This window comes from Candidatus Epulonipiscium viviparus, from assembly GCF_030708075.1.
In the GTDB taxonomy this organism is placed as follows: domain Bacteria; phylum Bacillota; class Clostridia; order Lachnospirales; family Cellulosilyticaceae; genus Epulonipiscioides; species Epulonipiscioides viviparus.
Map to the genome: position 1 here is coordinate 1,298,801 of NZ_CP117982.1, position 18,832 is coordinate 1,317,632.

An 18,832-nucleotide genomic window follows, 5' to 3' on the forward strand; every position below is an offset into this window, starting at 1 on the left:
TCGTAAAGCAAATGGAATCTGCATATACTAAATGTATATGTACGGCTATAAAAAAAATATATAGTAGATAACTATGGTAAGTGGAAGGGGTAAGTAGATGGAAGAAGTGATAGCGCAAACGGGATTGACATCAGCTTCGTGGATACAAATAGGAATCGTGGCAATATTGATAGTGGGTTCTGCATTTTTTTCTATGTCAGAAACAGCGCTTATGTCAGTTAGTAAAATAGATGCAAGACATATGGTATCACAAAATATTAAAGGAGCGAAGCTAGTTCAAAAATTAATAGATGAGCCCAAAAAATTATTGGGAGCAATACTGGTGGGAAATAATTTAGTAAATATAGGAGCGACATCGCTGTCAACGGTGCTGGCGACAGATATTTTTGGGAGCGCAGGTGCGGGAATAGCAACAGGAGTGATGACCGTATTGGTGTTAATCTTTGGGGAGGTAACGCCAAAATCGATTGCAGCACAAAATCCGCAAAAAGTTGCAGTAATAGTGGCGCCAGTTATTGGACTGGTAGTAACAGTTCTTTCTCCTATAGTAAAAATTATAATGGCACTATCAAATATTTTAATTAAACTTGTTGCAGGGTCGGCAGATAGCTCGAATGCATTTATGACAGAAGAAAAGTTGAGAACCATTTTAACAGTAAGTCACGAAGAAGGCGTAATAGAAGCAGTGGAAAAAGAAATGATTACAAATGTATTTGATTTTGGGGATTCATTTGCAAAGGACATTATGATTCCAAGGACGGATATGGTAGCGATCGACGTAGATGCTACATACGATGAAATTATTCAATTGTACAAGGAGTATCAATTTTCTAGAATGCCAGTATTTGAAGAAAGCCACGACAATATTGTTGGAATGATTTATATCAAAGATTTGTTGCTGCAGCAGTTTAATCAGGACAATTTCAATATAAAAAATGTGTTGCGCGAGCCATATTTTGTGCATGAATTCAAAAGAACAGCAGAGTTGCTGAAAGAACTTCGTCAAAAGAAGATAGTGATGGCATTTGTGGTAGATGAGTATGGGGGCACATCAGGGCTTTTAACATTAGAAGACTTGGTGGAAGAGATAGTGGGAGAATTGGAAGACGAGTATGATATTATTAACGAGAACTTTGTTGCAGTGGGAGAAAATGAATATATAGTAGATGGCAGTTCGAAAATTTCGGATTTTAATGATAGATTGGGATTAAAAATAGAATCAAGCGAGTATGATTCGGTGGGAGGATATTTAATTGGGTTACTAGATAAATTTCCACATGATGGGGAGGTAATAGAAACCGATGACATTACATTTATTGTGGAAGAGGCATATAATAACAGGATTAATACAATTCGTGTTATAATTAAACCAGAAGCAATAGAAGCCCAAAATGCAAACAACGAAAATGAGGAGGATTAAGCCCTCCTTTTTTAGTGCCTAATTTCCCATAATTCTATATCTTTATATATATTTAGCGGAGTGGGAGTGATAACACCTGTAATGCGTTTGTGAGTAATGAGAGCGCCACTTTTAAAGAATAAGCTGATATATGGGATCTGATCTTGGATATATAATTGCAGTTGGTTATATGCGTCTAGGAGGTTTTCTTCTGTTGCTCTAAATGCGAGATCGAGAAGAGTGTCCATTTGCGGGTCTTTGTAGTTTATAAAATTGTCTGCAGCAGAATGGAATATAAATGAAAAATCAGGGATATACGAAAATTTCCAACCACCCAAAAATAATTCAAATTCCCCATCGTCTATCCGTCGGCTAAATGTATTGGCATCTACAAATTCGGGGATAATTATTATACCATGGTCCGAATACATTTTTACGATTCCTTCGGCAATAAGCTTTCTCTCGAAATTATCTTCGTTTACAAGCATTCGAAGCCGAAGAGGCTGCTCTTCTGTGAAGCCAGCTTTGGCAAGTAAAAGTGGAATGATATCGCGCGACATGGTTTCTTCGTAGTGATTATATAAGTAGCTATTTGGGTTGATAGGAGTGCTTGCAGCAGAGCCATTGCCTAGGTAGTATATATTTACTAATGCTTGCTTATTTAATGCATAATTTAGTGCGTAGCGTACGTTGAGATCTTTGATTATTGAGCTGTTAAAGTTTAAGCCAATAAACTCATATTTATTTGTCGCAATTTCGTATATTTTGTTGGAAGATTTTTCGTATTTGCCCCAATTCATGACTTCTGTATATACAGCATCGACTATATCTCTATCGAATGCAGATAACATGGCAAGATGGTCGGGAGCGTAATAGACGTTAGCAAATTCAATTAAAGGAGCACCCTTAAAATAATTATCATTTCTAACAAGACTTAACGATTTTTGAGGGGTTTGTTGCACGAATTTATATGCGCCACTGCCAACGGGGGCGGCGTTTAGATTGTTTTGATATATGTGTTCGGGAATAATAGGAAAAAATAGTGTTTGAAGCACTCCGCTAAATGGCGTTGAATAAAAAATTTGCACAGTGTTGGGGCTTAAAACAGTAGCATAAGAAATATTTTGTGAATTTAGATAGTAAACACTATTTTTACAATTTTTAAGTAATTGAATTGAGTAGACGACATCATCTGCGTCTACTTCGGTGCCATCGTGCCAAAACACATCGTCTTCTAAAACGAGAGTGACACTACTACTATTGTCGTTTATGGTATAATATTTTGCAAGATTTGGGCTGATGCTACCATCAATTTCTATATTTACGAGCGTATCAAATATTAGATTTAGCATTTGAGCAACATCGGCATCGCTATTTGTTATAGGGTTTAGCGTGGTGGGGATATTAGATGTAAGCACAATCGTGTCATCTGATTGGGAAGTATCGTGTAAAAATAAAGGATTTTCCGCTGGTTGAGATTTTTCGACAAAAACCGCATTGTTATGATGTGTATTTGGCTCATCTTGGCGAGATGAACAGCCCACTAATAAAGCAATAGTAAAAATCAAGTATAGTAATATTTTCATAGTTATCTTTAGAAACTCTCCTTTCAGGTAAATTTATCTATTTAGAGTTTAGACAGATTAAGAAATATTTAAACATGGAATATTAAAAAAAATATAAAATTCTATAAACAAAATAATGAAAATTAACTTTTATGACATAGTTATGCGTTTCTTTAAAGGGTATAGTATGTAGGGTCTGACCATCGTGACTATATTGTGTATTGTTAAGCCATTTAGCAACGTTGCCACTACCACCATTGTATGCCGCAAGAGCGAGATCGATATTGTTGTCATAATTTCTGATAAGTCTTGATATATACCAAGTTCCGATTTGCATATTGATATATGGGTCAAATAGATCATCTGCAGTGTAATTTTCGATTTTGAGTTCGGTTGCGGCCCATAGACCGGTTGGTTCCATAATTTGCATTAGCCCGCGAGCGCCGCTGCGAGAAACTGCGTTAGGGTCGAAGTGAGTTTCGGTTTGTATAATAGCATATATAAATAATTCGTCTAGGCCATATAACTCAGAAAGTTCTTCTACATACGAAAGATATGGTCGAGGGTATATTTTATAGGCAATATAAATACCGCTTAAACCCAAAATCAATACAAGTAATAATATATAAATTCGTATTTTTGTATTCATATAGATCTCCTAATTTTTGTGATAAATAATACTGCTATAGCAGCGGCGATAAAAGTAGCTATAGCAGCGTGTAATTAACAGAGTTTTGCTAACATTTTTTCGATTTGTTGCTCGAGATTTTCGATGGTACCGTCATTAAAAATTGTATAGTCTATGCGCTGAGATAGTTCATCCCAGGACTTTTGGCTATCAATTCGTTTTAATGCGTCTTCGTAGGATAGCGTGTTGCGATTCATGATTCGTTGAGTGCGCAGCTCGTCTGGTGCGTATACTCCAACTACTTTATCCGTTAGTTGATCAAGAGCAATTTCATATAATAAAGCCGAATCAATTAAGACGCAGGTATAGCGTTCAAAATCGATAGAGGCTAGTATATCTTTAATTTCTGAATAAATTTTGGGGTGCATAATTGCATTTAATTTGTTGAGTTGGTAATTATCTCCAAATACAACAGCACCGAGTAATTTGCGAACAATATTGCCCTTTGCGTCTAAAATTTCGTTGCCGAATGCTGAAACTACATCTGAATATGCATGGCCATGTTTATTTAATAATACATGACCGATCTTATCGGCATCTATTACAAAAGTGGATGTTGCTTTAGATATCAATTGAACTATCGTACTTTTTCCAACACCAGTACCGCCAACAATTCCTATAACCATATTTATCACCTCATATTTTTGTTATTTTGCAGCAAACCAGCTGTCGCCAGACTTTACATCTACTAGCAATGGAACTGCTAGCTTAACTGCACTCTCCATTTCTGTCTTGAGAAGCTTTGTAATATGTTCAATTTCGCTTTTGTGTACCTCGAGTAATAATTCGTCATGCACAGTTAAAATGAGGGTAGAGCGCGTTCCTTTTAATGCGTTGTGAACCTGTATCATTGCTTTTTTTATTATGTCTGCAGCAGTTCCTTGTATAGGCATATTCATAGCAATTCGTTTGCCATACTCTTTTGTATTGAAATTGCTAGAGAATAATTCAACAATATTGCGTTTTCGATTTAGTAGGGTAACACCATATCCTGTTGCTTGAGATGTTGTTATCAATGAATCTAGATAATGTTTAACATTTGGATATTTAGCAAAATAGTTTTCAATATATTCCGTCGCCTCTTGGTTGGATACCTGAATATCATCTGCAAGAGAGAATGCGCTTATTCCATAGACTACACCAAAATTTACGGCTTTGGCGGCATTGCGTTGCGCTTGTGTGACAGTATCGACGCCAAATACTTCGCTTGCGGTTGATGTGTGTATATCGATGCCTTCTAAGAATGCGCGTTGCATGTTGGCATCTGCAGAAAGGCTGGCAAGAACTCGCAATTCGATTTGAGAATAATCGGCATCTAAAAAGACGTAGTCATCGTTAGACGGAATGAATGCGCGGCGAATTTCTTTGCCTAAGGCCAATCTAATAGGAATATTTTGTAAATTTGGCTCTGCAGAGCTGATTCTTCCAGTAGCTGTTACGGTTTGATTGAAAGTGGAATGAAGCTTGTTATTTTTGTCTAAAAGCTTGAGTAGCCCGACAACATAGGTGCTGTGTAATTTCTTATATTGTCGATACTCTAAAACTTTGGCAACAATGACGTATTTATCTTTTAGCTTATCGAGAATATTTGCGGCAGTGGAATATCCTGTCTTCGTTTTTTTGCCTGCAGGAATGCCTAGCTTGTCAAATAAAATTAAACCGAGTTGTTTGGAAGAGCTTATATTGAACTTTTCATCTGCAAGGGAATAGATATCTTGCTCTAATGTTGCAATGAGAGCATCTAGTTTTTTGCCAAACGCTGTTAAAAAAGCGGCATCTACAGTGATTCCAGCAATTTCCATATCAAATAACACTTCGATAAGTGGCATCTCTATATCATAAAATAGGTCCAGCATTGATGCGTCGGTGAGTTCTTTGAGTTGCGCAGTTTGAAGCGTCCACATAGCAGAAGCGCGGGCACCTAGTTGTGCAACAATAATGTCCGAGGCAAGGCTTGCCCAGGTGATTTTATTTTTGCCAGTGCCAAGTAATTGATCGACGTGTTTAATATCATATCCTGTCGCAGTGACAGATAATTCATAATCTGATTGTAAAGGATTTATCAAATAAGAAGCAATGGCCGTATCGAAAATATTGCCGTGAATATTTATTTGGTATCTATATAAGATATGTCGTAAATCCTTGCTATTATGAAGTATTTTTGAAATATTTTTTGCTTCGAAAAAATTCTTTACTGCTATTATATCATATTCCTGAGCTAGGTTAGCAGCAATAAAGTAGCAATTGTTTCCATCCGCAACACCCATGTATAGTGTATCATTTTCTAGCACTGCAAAGACGGCGGCAGTATCGAGATCGGCAAGCACAGAAGTTGTAGAAACGGTAACGATGGAAGCAACATCAACTTGTGGCGTAGCAGGTATGGCGGAAAATTTTGTTAGCAGAGATTTAAATTCTAATTTTTCGAAGAGCTCTCTAACGGCAAGATTGTCTTCGAGCTTAAAGGAAAAGTCTTGCAATGTAAAATTTATGGGGATATCGATTTTTATGGTAGCCAAAAATTTACTATCATAGGCAGAATCTTTGTAGGTTGCGAGGTTTTCTTTGAGTTTGGCACCTTTAATATTTTCGAGATTTGCATATAAGGTATCAATGTTTTTATATTCCGCGATAAGTTTTAATGCAGTTTTTTCGCCAACACCTTTTACTCCGGGGATATTGTCGGACGCATCGCCCATCAGTGCTTTTACATCTATCAATTCGGTGGGGATAACTCCATACTTGGCAACAACATCTGAGGCATAGTAGCTTTCGATTTCTGTACCAGTTTGTTTAGTTTTTGGAATCAGAATCTGTATAGAATCGGTTGCTATTTGTAAAAGATCTCGATCGCCAGAAACTATAAGCACGTCATGCTTGGCAGCGGCCGCCGTGGTTGCAAGAGTTCCGAGGATATCGTCGGCTTCGAATCCTGGTGCAGAAATATGCGAGATACCCATGGCAGAAAGGAGATCTTGCAGTAGCGGAATTTGGGGCTGCAGCTCAGAAGGCATTGGCTTTCTGGTGGCCTTGTATGTGAGCGCATATTGGTGTCGAAATGTAGGTGCAGCAAAGTCGAAGGCTACAGCTAACGCATCGGGCTGATGTGTATCTAGCAAATTGAATAATATTTTTAAGAATCCATAAATAGCATTTGTAAAGATGCCTTCTTTTGTGCTTAATAATGGCATACCATAGAATGCGCGATATGCAATACTAAAGCCATCTACTAACATAATTTTCATGACAATTACCTCGATTGTTTTCTAATAGTATACCACAATTGATGAAATTTCAAACAATTTCTAAATTATAGCTGATAACTTTCGGTTAGATTGTTATATTTTGTATAATACTTTGATATAAATAGGATGTAGGGATTTATTAATAAAGGAGGAAAATTATGAAAGCTCATGATTATATGGAGGCGGCACATGAAGGCGATGCGGCTGCGCAATTTCATTTAGGATTATGTTATGCAAAAGGAGCGGGGACACAAAAAGATATAGCAGAAGCTGTAAAGTGGTTTAGAAAATCAGCCAAGCAAAACTATGCGGAGGCGCAGTATAACTTGGGTATATGCAATGTGAATGGAACGGGAATGAGCAAAAGTCTATATAAAGCCTTTAGGTGGTATAAAAGGGCGGCCGATCAGGGGCATTGTAAGGCGCAATGTAATGTGGGAGTGTGTTACTCGACGGGAGCAGGAGTGGCAAAGAACTATACTAAAGCAGTAGAGTGGTATATGAAAGCTGTTGCAGCTGGAGACCCAGTAACGCAGTGTAATTTGGGAGTTTGCTATGAAAAGGGACTGGGAGTGGAAAAAGATTTGTCTGTTGCAGAAAAATGGTATTTGCAAGCAGCAGAACAAGGGCATACAGAAGCTTTGTGTAAACTAGGAAGTTGGTATTATACAGGAGAAGTTGTAGAAAAAAATATGGTTAAAGCATATAAATATTTTAAGAAGGCAGCAGAACGCGGAGATTATATTGCGATGTGTAATTTGGGAACGTGCTATTATTTTGGCAATGGCATAGAGAAAAACACAACTAAAGCAGTAGAATGGTATAAAAAGTCAGCAAAATTAGGAAATGCACGTGCGCAATATAGTTTAGGCAACTGCTATGAATTGGGAAAGGGGATAGAAGTAGACTTGGTAAAGGCATTTGAATGGTATAAGAAAGCTGCAGAGCAGGGGAATATTAAAGCGCAAGCCAGTTTGGGAGCCTGCTATGCGAATGGATTTGGCACAGAGAAAAATATGGAATTGGCTGCCAAGTGGTTTAAAAAAAGTAGTAGAGCTAGGCTTATAGAACAATAATTAGTAGCACCTTAGAGGTGCTTTTATATTGAAATTATTAAAAAAATGTAGATTTAATTAATAAATATTGAAAAAAAGAATATATTATTTTAAAAGTGTTGTTAATTTTTATTAAATTAATTTTAAATTAATTTTAAATTAATCATGGAGGGTAGAGCGATGGAAATAGAAGAATATAAGAAAGCGGCAGAACATGGAGATGCACAAGCGCAATATGAATTGGGAAAATATTATGGAAGTGGGGGCGGAATAAGAAAAGATTATGTAAAATCTATGGCTTGGTTTAAAAAAGCTGCGGAACAAGAACACTCTAATTCGCAGTATGAAATAGGGATTTATTACTTAAATGGTAAAGGTGTAACAAAAAATTTAGGAAGAGCATTTGAGTGGTTTAAAAGATCCGCCGAAAATAATAATCAATATGGAGAATATTGGCTAGGAATATTTTATTATGGTGGATACCATGTTTCTAAGGATATAAAGAAAGCAATAGAATTAATTAATAGATCTGCCCAGCAAGGATATGATGCGGCGCAATTTAATTTAGGGTCATGTTATGCAAATGGACATGGTGTTCCAAAAGAATTACATAAAGCGATCTGGTGGTATAAGAAGGCGGCCGATCAGGGGCATGTGAGAGCGCAGTATGAATTGGCAAATAGTTATTATAACGGAGAGGGTACAGCAAAAAATTTAGAAAAAGCAGTAGAATGGTATAAGGAATCAGCAGAGCAAGGACATTTGGAGGCACAATATAAATTGGCGAGATTTTATTCAACAGGAGAGGGAGTAGCAAAAAACGATGAAATGGCATTTGAGCTATATCAAAAGTCGGCGCAACAAGGAAATCTAAAGGCGCAATGTGCAATAGGAGTATGCTACGAAGAGGGCTTAGGAGTTCATATAGAATTAGGAAAGGCAGTAGAGTGGTACAAAAAGGCAGCAGAGAAGGGATTTGCAGAAGCGCAATATAGATTGGGTAGCTGTTTTGAAAGAGGCAAGGGCGTTATAAAAATTCAGAACAAAGCGTTCGAGTGGTATGAGAAAGCGGCAAAGAAAGGTTATGCAAAAGCGCAATGCGAGCTAGGTATGTGTTATGTGATGGAGAAGGGCGTTAAAAAAGACCTAGCGGTAGCGTTTTCATGGTATAAAAAAGCAGCAGATCAATTTGATTCGACCGGACAGTGGCTAATTGCATTGTGTTATAAAACAGGAAGTGGTGTAGAAAAAGATCTGAGAAGAGCTGCGTGGTGGTATATAAAGTCCGCGGAGCAAGGCGATCCACAGGGTCAGTATGGGATAGGGGTTTGTTACGCAAACGGAGAAGGTGTTGCAAAAAATATTGATAAAGCAAAAGAATGGTTAAAAAAAGCAGCAGATCAAAACCATCAAGATGCTAGAAGAAGTTTGGGTTATATATTAACAATGCCTGATCAGACGCTTTCGTTAAATTTTGAAAATACAGTGGCTAACAGCTAATTTGGGGGGTTAGGTGCTGTTGCGGAGTACTAATCGCAACAACGCCAGCAATGAATTGTAGTTTATTTGTGATTATTGCGTTCGATAACGCACAATTCTTCTGTTGCAGACTGCAATTCTTCGTTAACATGTTGAAGTTCTTCGTTGGATAATACTAGCTCCTCGTTCATGGACTGCAACTCTTCGTTTGAAGCTCGGAGTTCTTCTATAAGCGTTTGCATATTTTCTTTGGTAAGTCGCAGCTCTTCTTCTAGATAGTTTATGGTATCTTTTGCATCGTCTTCTGCTTTAAATTGTTTGGTTTCTAAAATATGAGTAACTTTTTTATTTTCTTCAAAGAGCAATATGCCATAGCGAGTGTTAGATAGCTCGTCTACATATGCACTTACGAGAAGATTGATTTCGTCCTCTTTGTTAGATTGAGTGATATTTTCGTATCTGAATGATCGGCCAGATACGAATAAGTTTGTGACAGCAGCGCCAATGAGAACAGCAAGATCTTTGCGAATCATTTTTAAAATATTGAGGCTGATTCGATTGGTTGGAATTTTTATAAAATCATTTACATCACCAAAAGAATGAATAAGTTCGTAGGACTCGTTGATGATAACTCCTTTGGGAATATATTCTTGCTGGAGGAGTTCGATAATTTTGCCAATGGCTCTATCTACACTTTTTTCGGCAAGTTTGTGGCTAATAAGATGCTCAAACGGAGTCGAATATGTGGAGGTAGGGACAGCTTCTGTAATTTTAAGACGTCGAAAAATCTTTTGTTTAAAGTTTACGGCTTCAAAATATTTTCCCATTTCACCGAGGCTTTCGCTGGTTCCCAAAAATAGGTATCCGTTTTCTTTTAGAGAGAAGCCAAAGGCTGCAAAAACCTTCTGCTGAATGATATTTTCTAAATATATAAGCACATTCCTGCAACTAATTAAATCTAACTTTGAAAAAGGAGCTTCGGAAATTATATTATGCTTAGCGAAGATGATTAAGCTTCTGATATATTTTTTAACTTGGTAATTTTGCCCTTTTTTGTCAAAATATTTGTTGAGTCGAACTGGGTTAACGTCAACAAGTTGGTCTTCTGTATATATACCGTTTTGTGCTTTTGAGAGAGCTATATCGTTTATATCAGTAGCGAAGATTTTGATGTTGATAGGTAAGTTTTTTTCCTCCAAATATTCTACAATTAGAATGGCGATAGAATAAGCTTCCTCGCCGGTAGAACACCCCGCGCTCCAAACACGAATGGTTTCGTCGAGTTCTTTTTCTTGATATATTTGATCTAATGCATTATATAATGAAGCAAAAGCGTCTGGATCTCGAAAAAAGCCAGTAACTCCAATAAATATCTCGTTGTGTAATGTATCTATTTCGTCATCAAAGCGATTTATATAATCGATATATTCATGCATATGATTAAGCTCTAGCATTTTCATTCGTTTTTTGATGCGTCTGACTATGGTACTCTTTTTGTAATCTTCAAAGTTAGTGCCTTTTCGCTCATAAATCTTAAAGATGATTTCCTCGACATCTTCTTTCTGCTCTTCCAAATCGCAAATTAAATTATCCATGTTTATCCCCCGTTTTTAAACTTCTGAAAATTCCAGATTTAATCTTTCGTTATTTGTTGTAATATCCTTATAAAAATCATCAACCTCTTCGCTGACACTTTGTAATATAACTTTAAACTCAGAACCTTCTCCGACGACACTTGTTACATCGACCAAACCTCCTTGAAGTTCGACCAATGATTTAACCAAAGACAAGCCTATGCCACTGCCCTGTTCTTTTTTGTCTTTTTTTGTTCTTGCTTGTTTAAATCGTTCGAATATTATATCTAACTTATCGGCTTCTATGCCCCTGCCAGTATCTTTAACACTAATGATTACATTTGGAAAATCCTGGTATATTCTAACATCAATTTTGCCTCCATTAGGTGTAAATTTTACCGCATTGGATAGTAGGTTTAAAATTATACGTTCCATACTGTCAATATCAATTTCCACAATACATTCCTCAACCTCCGTATCAAAAATTAGTTCTATATTTTTGGCTTCAGTATAGCTTCTAATAGAAAGAGTAAGCTCCTCGACCAAATTTACTATATTAACTTTTGAGATATGCATGATATAAAATCCAGATTCTATTTTGTTCATATCGATTACGTTGTTAACAAGCTTTAAAAGTCTAGTACAATTTTGTTTAATAATTTCGCTATATTTATCGATGGTGCCATTATCAAAATCGCGTTGAACATCTCGTAAAGACATAAGCTGTGCGGCGCTAGAAATGACATTGATGGGTGCACGCAAGTCGTGAGATATATTGGCAAAATACTCGGTTTGATATTTTGCGGTTTCTATTTGTTTTTCTTTTTGATCTAAGCGTTCTTTAAATTTTTTGATATTTAATTCGTCTCTAATATCTCGAATAGAAAAAATATCTGTTAATTTATTGTCAAGAATTGCTTTGGTCATATCAATTTTTACTTCTATTTCAGTTCCCTCTTTATCTAACATAGTTTGTGTGATACTTTTAAATTTTTCAGGTGATAAACTAAAAAATGTATCTATAAATTTTCGTTTTTTATCTTGTCTTATGTAGCTTAGGAGATTTTTACCAAGAAGATCAGTTTGTGAAGAAAGCTTTAGTAGTCTGGCAAATTCCTCGTTATAGAAGGTGATTCCTTCTTTAGGATTAGTCGCAACAACGCCAATTGGTAGCCTTTCTAAAACTGCGTGGTACATTTGCTCATTTTTTCTAATGGACATATCGAGTCGCTCAGATTCTGTGATATCGGTATATGCAATAATTGCTCCAATTGAAGAAAAAGAGCCTTGTATACTGATTAAATTCCAGGACTCATCACTTAGAAATTTTGTTTTATGTTTGAACAAAAGATTTTTTTCATTCTGGGTAAGAACTCGCCACATATTATTAATAATCTTTATATCTCGTAGACATATATCTTCTAAATCAGGATGATATTCTTGCTTATTTTTTAATGACATTTGCATGGCCCGGTTGAGCGCTATTACTTTGCCGTCTTTATCTACAGCTGCTACTTTAGTTTCTATAGAATTAAGCAAAAGCTCGTCTAGATCATAAGAATTTTGTAGATCCATTTCTTTTTTCGCGCGCTCTGTAACGTCTATAGATGAAATATAGATATCGTCATTGAATTGATCGGGATTGTATACGTAATAGCATTCAATATATTTAATATCCCCATTTTTAGTTTTCATTCGATTGACTAAAATAAAGGAGGTGCTGTCAGAAGTTACCATATTTTTCAAATATTGCTGGCGCAATGAATAGTCTTCGGGAACAATAATAGACTCCAGAAAATTAGGATGAATATCGTCTTGGGTATAGCCTAAAAAATTTATCAGCCTTGTCGAAATTTGTTTAATTTTTAGATCCTTGTCTAAAACAGTAATCATAGAACGACCGTATTTTTCGGTTATAGCGTAGATTGTATCAGTCTGTGTGGTTTTACATTCTTCTATCTGTGCCGCCTTTTGAGTGAGTTTTTTTTCTAGTGTCATTAACTGCCTTTTGTTAATAAAAAATTGTCCTACATTGGTTATAAGTAGCAAGATTGCTAGTAGTATTATACAAATTACTTCCACTTCATCTAAGCCTCCTTTTAAAATTATAATAGCATATACTTATCTAAAAATCTAGTATTTTGCAAAAGAAATATTTAAAATTTGCAAAAATAAGTAAGTTTTTGTAATAAAACTAGCAACTAAATTTTCACAAAATAAAAAACTGCCGTGGATATCTCACAAAGGAGCACGACAGTTTTTGGAATACAGATTAAAAATCTGGAGAAGCTTCGATTGCGTTTTTAAAATCATCTATAGTCATTGAAGGCAAATCAAAATCAATTTCAAAAGAATCTATAAGAGTTGTGTCGCAGGTAAAGTTTAATTTTAGGCCCATGTTAAAGCCGTTGATTATAGAAGTGAAATCAAATGTGCTGGTGTGAACATCATCGGCGACTGCATATTCATAATTCATAGAAGCATCCAGTAGGAAAGAGAGTAGAGCGAGATAGCTAGATTTGGCTGATTCGTATTCTTCTTTTATAGATTCAAAGTCGACTGGAATGAAATCAGACCCAGCCATCGCGGTAAGTGAATCAATATTGTTGAAGATGTTGTCTAATAATTGAAAAACAAAATCGATGGTTTGGCTTTGATCAAGACTGAAGCTAAGAGAATTTTCATGTATTGTGAGCGAATCATCAAGTGATATACCATCTAATATTAGTGCGTTTATATCGGCTATCTGAAGAGCCGAAAGCGCTGCTTGGTCCGCGGTTAAATCGGGCAGTGGTATAGAAACGAAGTCAGCAGCGAATGAATCGTCGTCGAAGACAAAGGAATCATCTGTTAAAGAAAGGAAATTACTAAAAAAATTAGTACTGTAATAATTAACGTTATCGATTGTGTACATTATGTAGCTTTGAGTTAGGTTGTTAAAAAGTTCGGCATTAGCGGCTTTTTCTTCTTTCAAACTTTTAATTTCAGATTCTATAGCTGCGGTATCGGATTTTGCCGAAACGAGAGATTTCTCTAGGCGTGAGAGTTGCGCTTCGTAGTATTGGTCGAGATCCAAGGTAATATCGGTGAATATCTCGCTATCTGCAGTTAATTGGTTAACAGATCCTTCTTGAAGGATATTGATTGATAGAGGTATATCGGAGCCTAAAAAAATTTCGATTGTTCCGGTTGCGTTATAATTGATTGAATCAGTTGGCTTGATTGCTGATTGAAAGTCGGCTAATTCGGTTAATTCGGTTTGAGTGCATCCTGTAAAAGCGAATGCGCATATAGCAAGTGGTAAAAATTTTTTGAACATAAGAAGTCCTCTTTTCTATAAAATATATTATCCAGTATATCATATTTAGTAATATATAGATATATGAAACAACAAGAAATTAATATAGAAAAATGGTAAAAATATGAAATTATATTGTCGATAATTTATGGTGGATCGCTGATTATGATATATTTTGATGGCAGTAACAACAGCGGCCATTAGCTTTTGCTCATAAAAAACCGGTGCAACAATAAATTAATCTGCTGGCATCGCTAGCAGGGGGTTAAAGTTGTTGCTCCGGTTTTGGAGTCGTGTACTATTACAATGTATTTTGATGCTGATTATGATATGTTTTGATGGCAGTAACAACAGCGCCCATTAGCTTTTGCTGATACTCTGGGGTAGAAAGTAATTGATCTTCGGTCCAGTTGCTCATAAAGCCCATTTCCAAAATAATTACTGGAACTGTAGACCAGTTAAACCCGGTCATATCGTTGCGCTTTATGATCCCATTTACTTTAATGCCGTTGGCAGATAGTGCGCTTTGCAGGCACTCGGCAAATTGCTGGCTCTCGGGATAGATGGCTTGGGTATAGCTACTGGTATCGCTGGGGGTGAGGATTGTTGCTCCAGTTTTGGAGTCGTTTGCTATACTATCACAATGTATTTTGATGGTGAGATCTGCGTTTGCCTGGTTAGAAATTAATGCTCGTTCTGAATTACTAATGTTCACATCTGCAACCTCGCGGGTCATGATTACGGTAAAGCCTTCTTCTTGTAGCATATCGCGTAAGATCAACGATGCTTCTAAGTTTACTGTGTGCTCTGCTTTCTTCGTGCCAATGCCTGAAGTGCCAGCAGAAACACGAGCCTTTTGAATTGCTGAACCTGGCGCGATGGGTTCGTCGTGGAAATCTCCTCGTTGCTGGTGTCCGGGGTCGATACAGACGATGAAATTTTCTGTGGGCTCTGAGTCGAGCGTAAATGAGGGGGGTGGAGTTATTTCTGCAGGAGTAGGAACGGCGCTTAGAAATGTAATTAATATAAGTGGGGCAAGAAACCTAGTGTTCAAAATAATCACCTCTTTAGTATTTTCTATTTTCTTATAATAAGCAAATATTGGAATTTTATGCATCGCGATAGTAGATATTTTTGGTCATTACATATATAAAGATAGTATTATTTTGTGTGGATGTACATAAAATAAAAATGGCTATCAAATCAATATTTTGGAGGTAAAAAATGAAGAAGGCATTAATAATAATAGATTATATATACGATTTTGTTGCAGATGATGGGAAATTAACTTGCGGAAAGCCAGGGCAAGCTTTGGAGCAAAAAATTGTGGAGTTAGTGAAAGAGTTTCAGCAGAACGGCGACTTTGTGGTAGTGGCATCAGATAATCATGATGAGTCGGATGCGTATAATAAGGAGCGAAATATGTTTCCGCTACATTGTTATGAAGAAAAGGGCCGCGCATTGTATGGGGCTGTTGACGCTGTAATTGATACAACCAAAAATTATGTGAAAATTGACAAGAATAGATATTCTGCATTTTGTGGAACGCCATTGGATTTGAAATTGAAGGAGCGCGATGTGGATGAGGTGCATTTGGTAGGAGTATGTACTGATATTTGTGTGTTGCATACTGCAGTAGATGCGTATAATTTGGGATACAAGATTGTGGTGCATAAAGATGGGGTGGCAAGCTTTGATGCTGCGGGACATGCGTATGCGTTAAACCATTTTAAGAATGTCATTGCGGCAACTGTTGTGTAATAAATAAGGGCTGAGGATAAATTCAGCCCAGATAACTATTGATTTTTGAGAATTTCTTTCATTTCGGCATGGCTTGCATTGGTGTGCTCGATGCCAGCTCTATTTAGATCAAATCTAAGCAGATGATCGTATTTAAGTCCTGCAGGTGTCATGCAAATTCCCCAGCTAAGTCCGTCGAGAGGCTTTTTGTGAGTAGCAGGATCGGATCTGAATGGCCCCGCAGCATGTGGAACACCTTCCCATCTGGAGACAGAGCTCATGATTTCAAAGTTGATTCCGTCTTTGGCGTATTGAATAGTATTTTTCTCCATTCCGTCGGAGGTCACCAATGCCGCCATTCCACCATCGTATTCCCATAAGCAAGGCTCGTGCCCACTGTTGGAAATTGGATTATATTCGCTTTTTACATATGGCCCTTCGATTTTGTCCGCAATGGCAACGCCCCACTTGATTTCGCGTCCACCTCGAAAAATTTCTTCGCCCATGGTTTCGCCTTTGTAGTATAGATAAAATTTACCTTTGTAGTAATGGAGCGATGGGTCGTGTACTTGGCAACTGTCGAAATCACCTTTTTTGAGAACTCTAAAGCGGTTGTCATCATCGCCATACCATTCTCCGCCGTCTGATGGTCGTAAAATTGGTTCTGCCAATTTGATAAATGGACCGTTTGGATTGTCTGCAATACTCATTCCGATACAGTGACGGGTTCTGTGAAGATGAGGAGATGTTGCGCATTGGTAGGTGAGGTAATATTTGCCTTCGTGCGCCAAGATTTCTGGAGTAAATACGCTTCGCTCGTCGTATGAACCCGGTGCTCCCAAGCCAGCTGCAACACCCTCTTCTTTCCAGGTAATTCCATCTTTGCTAGTCGAATACCATACTTCGGCATAGTCCCAAGGAAACGACTTTTGTTCTGGCTTATTTATATCCGCACCAAACCATTCGCCAGTCGATTTTGTATAGTATACGTAGTATGTCCCGTCTACTAAAATTACACTAGAAGGATCGCGGCGGACAACTCCTTGTTCTGGTGCCAAATCTCCTTTGAGAGGACGATATCTAAAATAAGTGAACCAATCATTTCCCCCTTCAAAGTATTTGCCTTCGATTGCGCGCTTGGTTGCGGTACTCATTTTCTTTTCCATTATATACTCTCCTTTAAATCAAATTTTAAAATCAAAATACAATCTTCATCGAATGGGTTAAAAAATCTATTAAACTTGACAAATTCGATGCGTTGCTGTTCGCTATATTGACCGGTAATAGTATTAAAGAAGCAATAGTTGCCAGAGTTGCTGTGTCGTACGGTGTTGATGCCGAGAGCGCAGTGCTCCTTTGGAAGATACGTAAGTAGCGTATCGTTGGTGTTGTTCATTAATGAGAAACCTCCGTTGATATGGAAAGGAAATCCCTCTTTTTTTGTAAACTCAGCGTAATCATATTTTTTAAAAAAGTCGCCAAGATGTTTATAGTAATCAAAATGAGGTTCGGGGTCACTTTCCCAAGGCATAAGTGTAACGCTCCAAGAAAGCGGCTGCCAATAATATGCGCTATACGCACCGGCAAACATGATTTCGTAGTTTCGGCGGAGGCAAACTTTTGGGTCGTTGTAATTGCCATCGAAAATGCTATAAGGACCTCTTTCGTAGCCGCCGTGTTCAAGATTGAGTACTGGCTTGTGTTTATATTTATTGGTAATATTATTAGTTACGAAGTTGATGTCGGTTTTCCAATTCTGTACTGAAATAATATCTAGTAGGTCGCTGTATTTGTTGCAGAAGCCAAAGTCGTGGACAGTAAGGAGCCTGCTATATGAATCGAGTTGTTTGAGGCGCAAGATTCTGTCGAGTAGATAATTGGAATCGCATCTGCCGTAGCTGAGAGCTTCTTTGCTAACGTCCCATAGAATATTTGGAAAAGCCTGGTATCGCTTAATAACATAATCAAAATACATATTGTCAGAATCGGTATAGGCATCTGGCCAATTTACCTTTTTATTCCATACATAAATCATTAGATGCGAAACAATATTGTGGTTATTGAGCAGGTGAATAATTCTATCTAGATGCTTAAAGAAATCAACATTGATGGCAGAAAAATCTGGATTACTATTACTGCCTAGGAATGGAAAGATATCTTCACGCGCACCCTGCTTGTGCTCAGCTTTTATGCCATCGCCGGTTTCCCAGCCTTCGCCACCCCAGCGTAAATCATTTGCGTAGACGTTCATGATGACCTGGTTGATGTTGTTATCGGCAAAATACTGGATAAGACGCTCGGGTTTGTGGCCCTCTTCGTTGTAACCAACTGTAAAAAGCCAGTCGCATTCGAACGCAAGTAAATTGTAGGATGAACCATCTTGATAGAATAAACGATTTTTTGTTGTTGAAGATAGGCATATAGGACCCTTTAATGTTGCATTGTCATGAACTATAATTGCATCTTCTTTGTTTGCAAGTTCTGTAATATTAGAAAAAGTCTTGTAATGGTAATGCCCAGTTGTGTCAAAGCTTAGTCGAATTATAAATTCGTTATTGCCGTTATAGAATCCGTGAACCTTTTTACAAAGAGCGTTCTCTTGATAGACTTCTGCATAGAAATTGAGTTCGCAGAATGGATCTAGATCAAAACTGGCAATAAACGTTAAGTCAAATACTTCATATCGTCTGAGTTCCAAAATATCGTCCTTTCTGATAATAAAGAATAATTACAGATTTAATTATATTAATTAAGTTTTGACTTGTCAACCGTGCAGTTAAATAAAGCTG

At 37.2% G+C, this 18,832-nt stretch carries 14 protein-coding genes; 4 read left to right on the forward strand and 10 right to left on the reverse strand.

Features of this window, described 5'->3' with window-relative positions; all coding sequences use genetic code 11:
* The first annotated feature begins 97 nt into the window (after positions 1–97).
* A complete protein-coding gene (locus tag PCY70_RS05325; RefSeq protein WP_305768708.1) occupies positions 98–1,420 on the forward strand; it encodes an HlyC/CorC family transporter in 1,323 nt (440 codons plus the stop codon).
* Between the two features lie 11 nt (positions 1,421–1,431).
* On the opposite strand, the gene PCY70_RS05330 is transcribed toward PCY70_RS05325, so the two are convergent.
* The 4 genes from PCY70_RS05330 to polA form a co-directional block, all read right to left on the reverse strand.
* A complete protein-coding gene (locus PCY70_RS05330; RefSeq protein WP_305768709.1) occupies positions 1,432–2,985 on the reverse strand; it encodes a peptide ABC transporter substrate-binding protein in 1,554 nt (517 codons plus the stop codon).
* 82 nt (positions 2,986–3,067) lie between these two features.
* Entirely contained in the window at positions 3,068–3,613 is a 546-nt protein-coding gene (locus PCY70_RS05335) for a lytic transglycosylase domain-containing protein (protein WP_305768710.1), read from the reverse strand.
* Between the two features lie 74 nt (positions 3,614–3,687).
* Positions 3,688–4,278: a dephospho-CoA kinase gene (gene coaE, locus PCY70_RS05340; RefSeq protein ID WP_029487745.1), complete on the reverse strand. Its 591-nt coding sequence runs from the start codon at positions 4,276–4,278 to the stop codon at positions 3,688–3,690.
* A gap of 21 nt (positions 4,279–4,299) precedes the next feature.
* Positions 4,300–6,897 carry a DNA polymerase I gene (polA, locus tag PCY70_RS05345; protein WP_305768711.1) on the reverse strand — a complete coding sequence of 866 codons (2,598 nt, stop codon included), beginning with the start codon at positions 6,895–6,897 and terminating at the stop codon, positions 4,300–4,302.
* A gap of 158 nt (positions 6,898–7,055) precedes the next feature.
* Here polA and PCY70_RS05350 point away from each other — a divergent pair, with 158 nt between their 5' ends.
* Positions 7,056–7,973: an SEL1-like repeat protein gene (locus PCY70_RS05350; RefSeq protein ID WP_305768712.1), complete on the forward strand. Its 918-nt coding sequence runs from the start codon at positions 7,056–7,058 to the stop codon at positions 7,971–7,973.
* 159 nt (positions 7,974–8,132) lie between these two features.
* Positions 8,133–9,452 (forward strand): SEL1-like repeat protein, encoded by a 1,320-nt coding sequence (locus tag PCY70_RS05355; RefSeq protein WP_305768713.1) that lies wholly within the window; start codon positions 8,133–8,135, stop codon positions 9,450–9,452.
* 62 nt (positions 9,453–9,514) lie between these two features.
* Here the strand turns inward: PCY70_RS05355 and PCY70_RS05360 are convergent, their stop codons facing one another.
* From PCY70_RS05360 to PCY70_RS05375, 4 genes are all read right to left on the reverse strand, one after another.
* Positions 9,515–11,026 (reverse strand): CheR family methyltransferase, encoded by a 1,512-nt coding sequence (locus PCY70_RS05360; RefSeq protein ID WP_305768714.1) that lies wholly within the window; start codon positions 11,024–11,026, stop codon positions 9,515–9,517.
* 15 nt (positions 11,027–11,041) lie between these two features.
* The gene (locus PCY70_RS05365; protein WP_305768715.1) at positions 11,042–13,087 is read right to left on the reverse strand and encodes a PAS domain-containing sensor histidine kinase; all 2,046 of its coding nucleotides are present in this window, start codon (positions 13,085–13,087) and stop codon (positions 11,042–11,044) included.
* Positions 13,088–13,277: 190 nt separating this feature from the next.
* The gene (locus PCY70_RS05370; protein ID WP_305768716.1) at positions 13,278–14,324 is read right to left on the reverse strand and encodes a hypothetical protein; all 1,047 of its coding nucleotides are present in this window, start codon (positions 14,322–14,324) and stop codon (positions 13,278–13,280) included.
* A 280-nt stretch (positions 14,325–14,604) separates the two neighbouring features.
* A complete protein-coding gene (locus PCY70_RS05375) occupies positions 14,605–15,357 on the reverse strand; it encodes an N-acetylmuramoyl-L-alanine amidase (RefSeq protein ID WP_305768717.1) in 753 nt (250 codons plus the stop codon).
* 170 nt (positions 15,358–15,527) lie between these two features.
* Here PCY70_RS05375 and PCY70_RS05380 point away from each other — a divergent pair, with 170 nt between their 5' ends.
* Positions 15,528–16,064: a cysteine hydrolase family protein gene (locus PCY70_RS05380; RefSeq protein ID WP_305768718.1), complete on the forward strand. Its 537-nt coding sequence runs from the start codon at positions 15,528–15,530 to the stop codon at positions 16,062–16,064.
* A gap of 35 nt (positions 16,065–16,099) precedes the next feature.
* Here PCY70_RS05380 and PCY70_RS05385 read toward each other — a convergent pair whose 3' ends face one another.
* Together PCY70_RS05385 and PCY70_RS05390 are read right to left on the reverse strand one after the other, a co-directional pair.
* A complete protein-coding gene (locus PCY70_RS05385) occupies positions 16,100–17,209 on the reverse strand; it encodes a glycoside hydrolase family 117 protein (protein ID WP_010165862.1) in 1,110 nt (369 codons plus the stop codon).
* Positions 17,209–18,741, reverse strand: a complete 1,533-nt coding sequence (locus PCY70_RS05390; protein ID WP_305768719.1) for an apiosidase-like domain-containing protein — start codon at positions 18,739–18,741, stop codon at positions 17,209–17,211. Before PCY70_RS05390 ends, PCY70_RS05385 begins: the two co-directional genes overlap by 1 nt.
* Positions 18,742–18,832: the final 91 nt, after the last annotated feature.

Coding starts and splice junctions, on each gene's coding strand:
- PCY70_RS05325 (WP_305768708.1), top strand. CDS start 98: ATGGAAGAAGTGATAGCGCAAACGGGATTGACATCAGCTTCGTGGATA.
- coaE (WP_029487745.1), bottom strand. CDS start 4,278: ATGGTTATAGGAATTGTTGGCGGTACTGGTGTTGGAAAAAGTACGATA.
- PCY70_RS05380 (WP_305768718.1), top strand. CDS start 15,528: ATGAAGAAGGCATTAATAATAATAGATTATATATACGATTTTGTTGCA.
- PCY70_RS05370 (WP_305768716.1), bottom strand. CDS start 14,324: ATGTTCAAAAAATTTTTACCACTTGCTATATGCGCATTCGCTTTTACA.
- PCY70_RS05350 (WP_305768712.1), top strand. CDS start 7,056: ATGAAAGCTCATGATTATATGGAGGCGGCACATGAAGGCGATGCGGCT.
- PCY70_RS05330 (WP_305768709.1), bottom strand. CDS start 2,985: ATGAAAATATTACTATACTTGATTTTTACTATTGCTTTATTAGTGGGC.
- PCY70_RS05355 (WP_305768713.1), top strand. CDS start 8,133: ATGGAAATAGAAGAATATAAGAAAGCGGCAGAACATGGAGATGCACAA.
- PCY70_RS05335 (WP_305768710.1), bottom strand. CDS start 3,613: ATGAATACAAAAATACGAATTTATATATTATTACTTGTATTGATTTTG.
- PCY70_RS05385 (WP_010165862.1), bottom strand. CDS start 17,209: ATGGAAAAGAAAATGAGTACCGCAACCAAGCGCGCAATCGAAGGCAAA.
- polA (WP_305768711.1), bottom strand. CDS start 6,897: ATGAAAATTATGTTAGTAGATGGCTTTAGTATTGCATATCGCGCATTC.
- PCY70_RS05360 (WP_305768714.1), bottom strand. CDS start 11,026: ATGGATAATTTAATTTGCGATTTGGAAGAGCAGAAAGAAGATGTCGAG.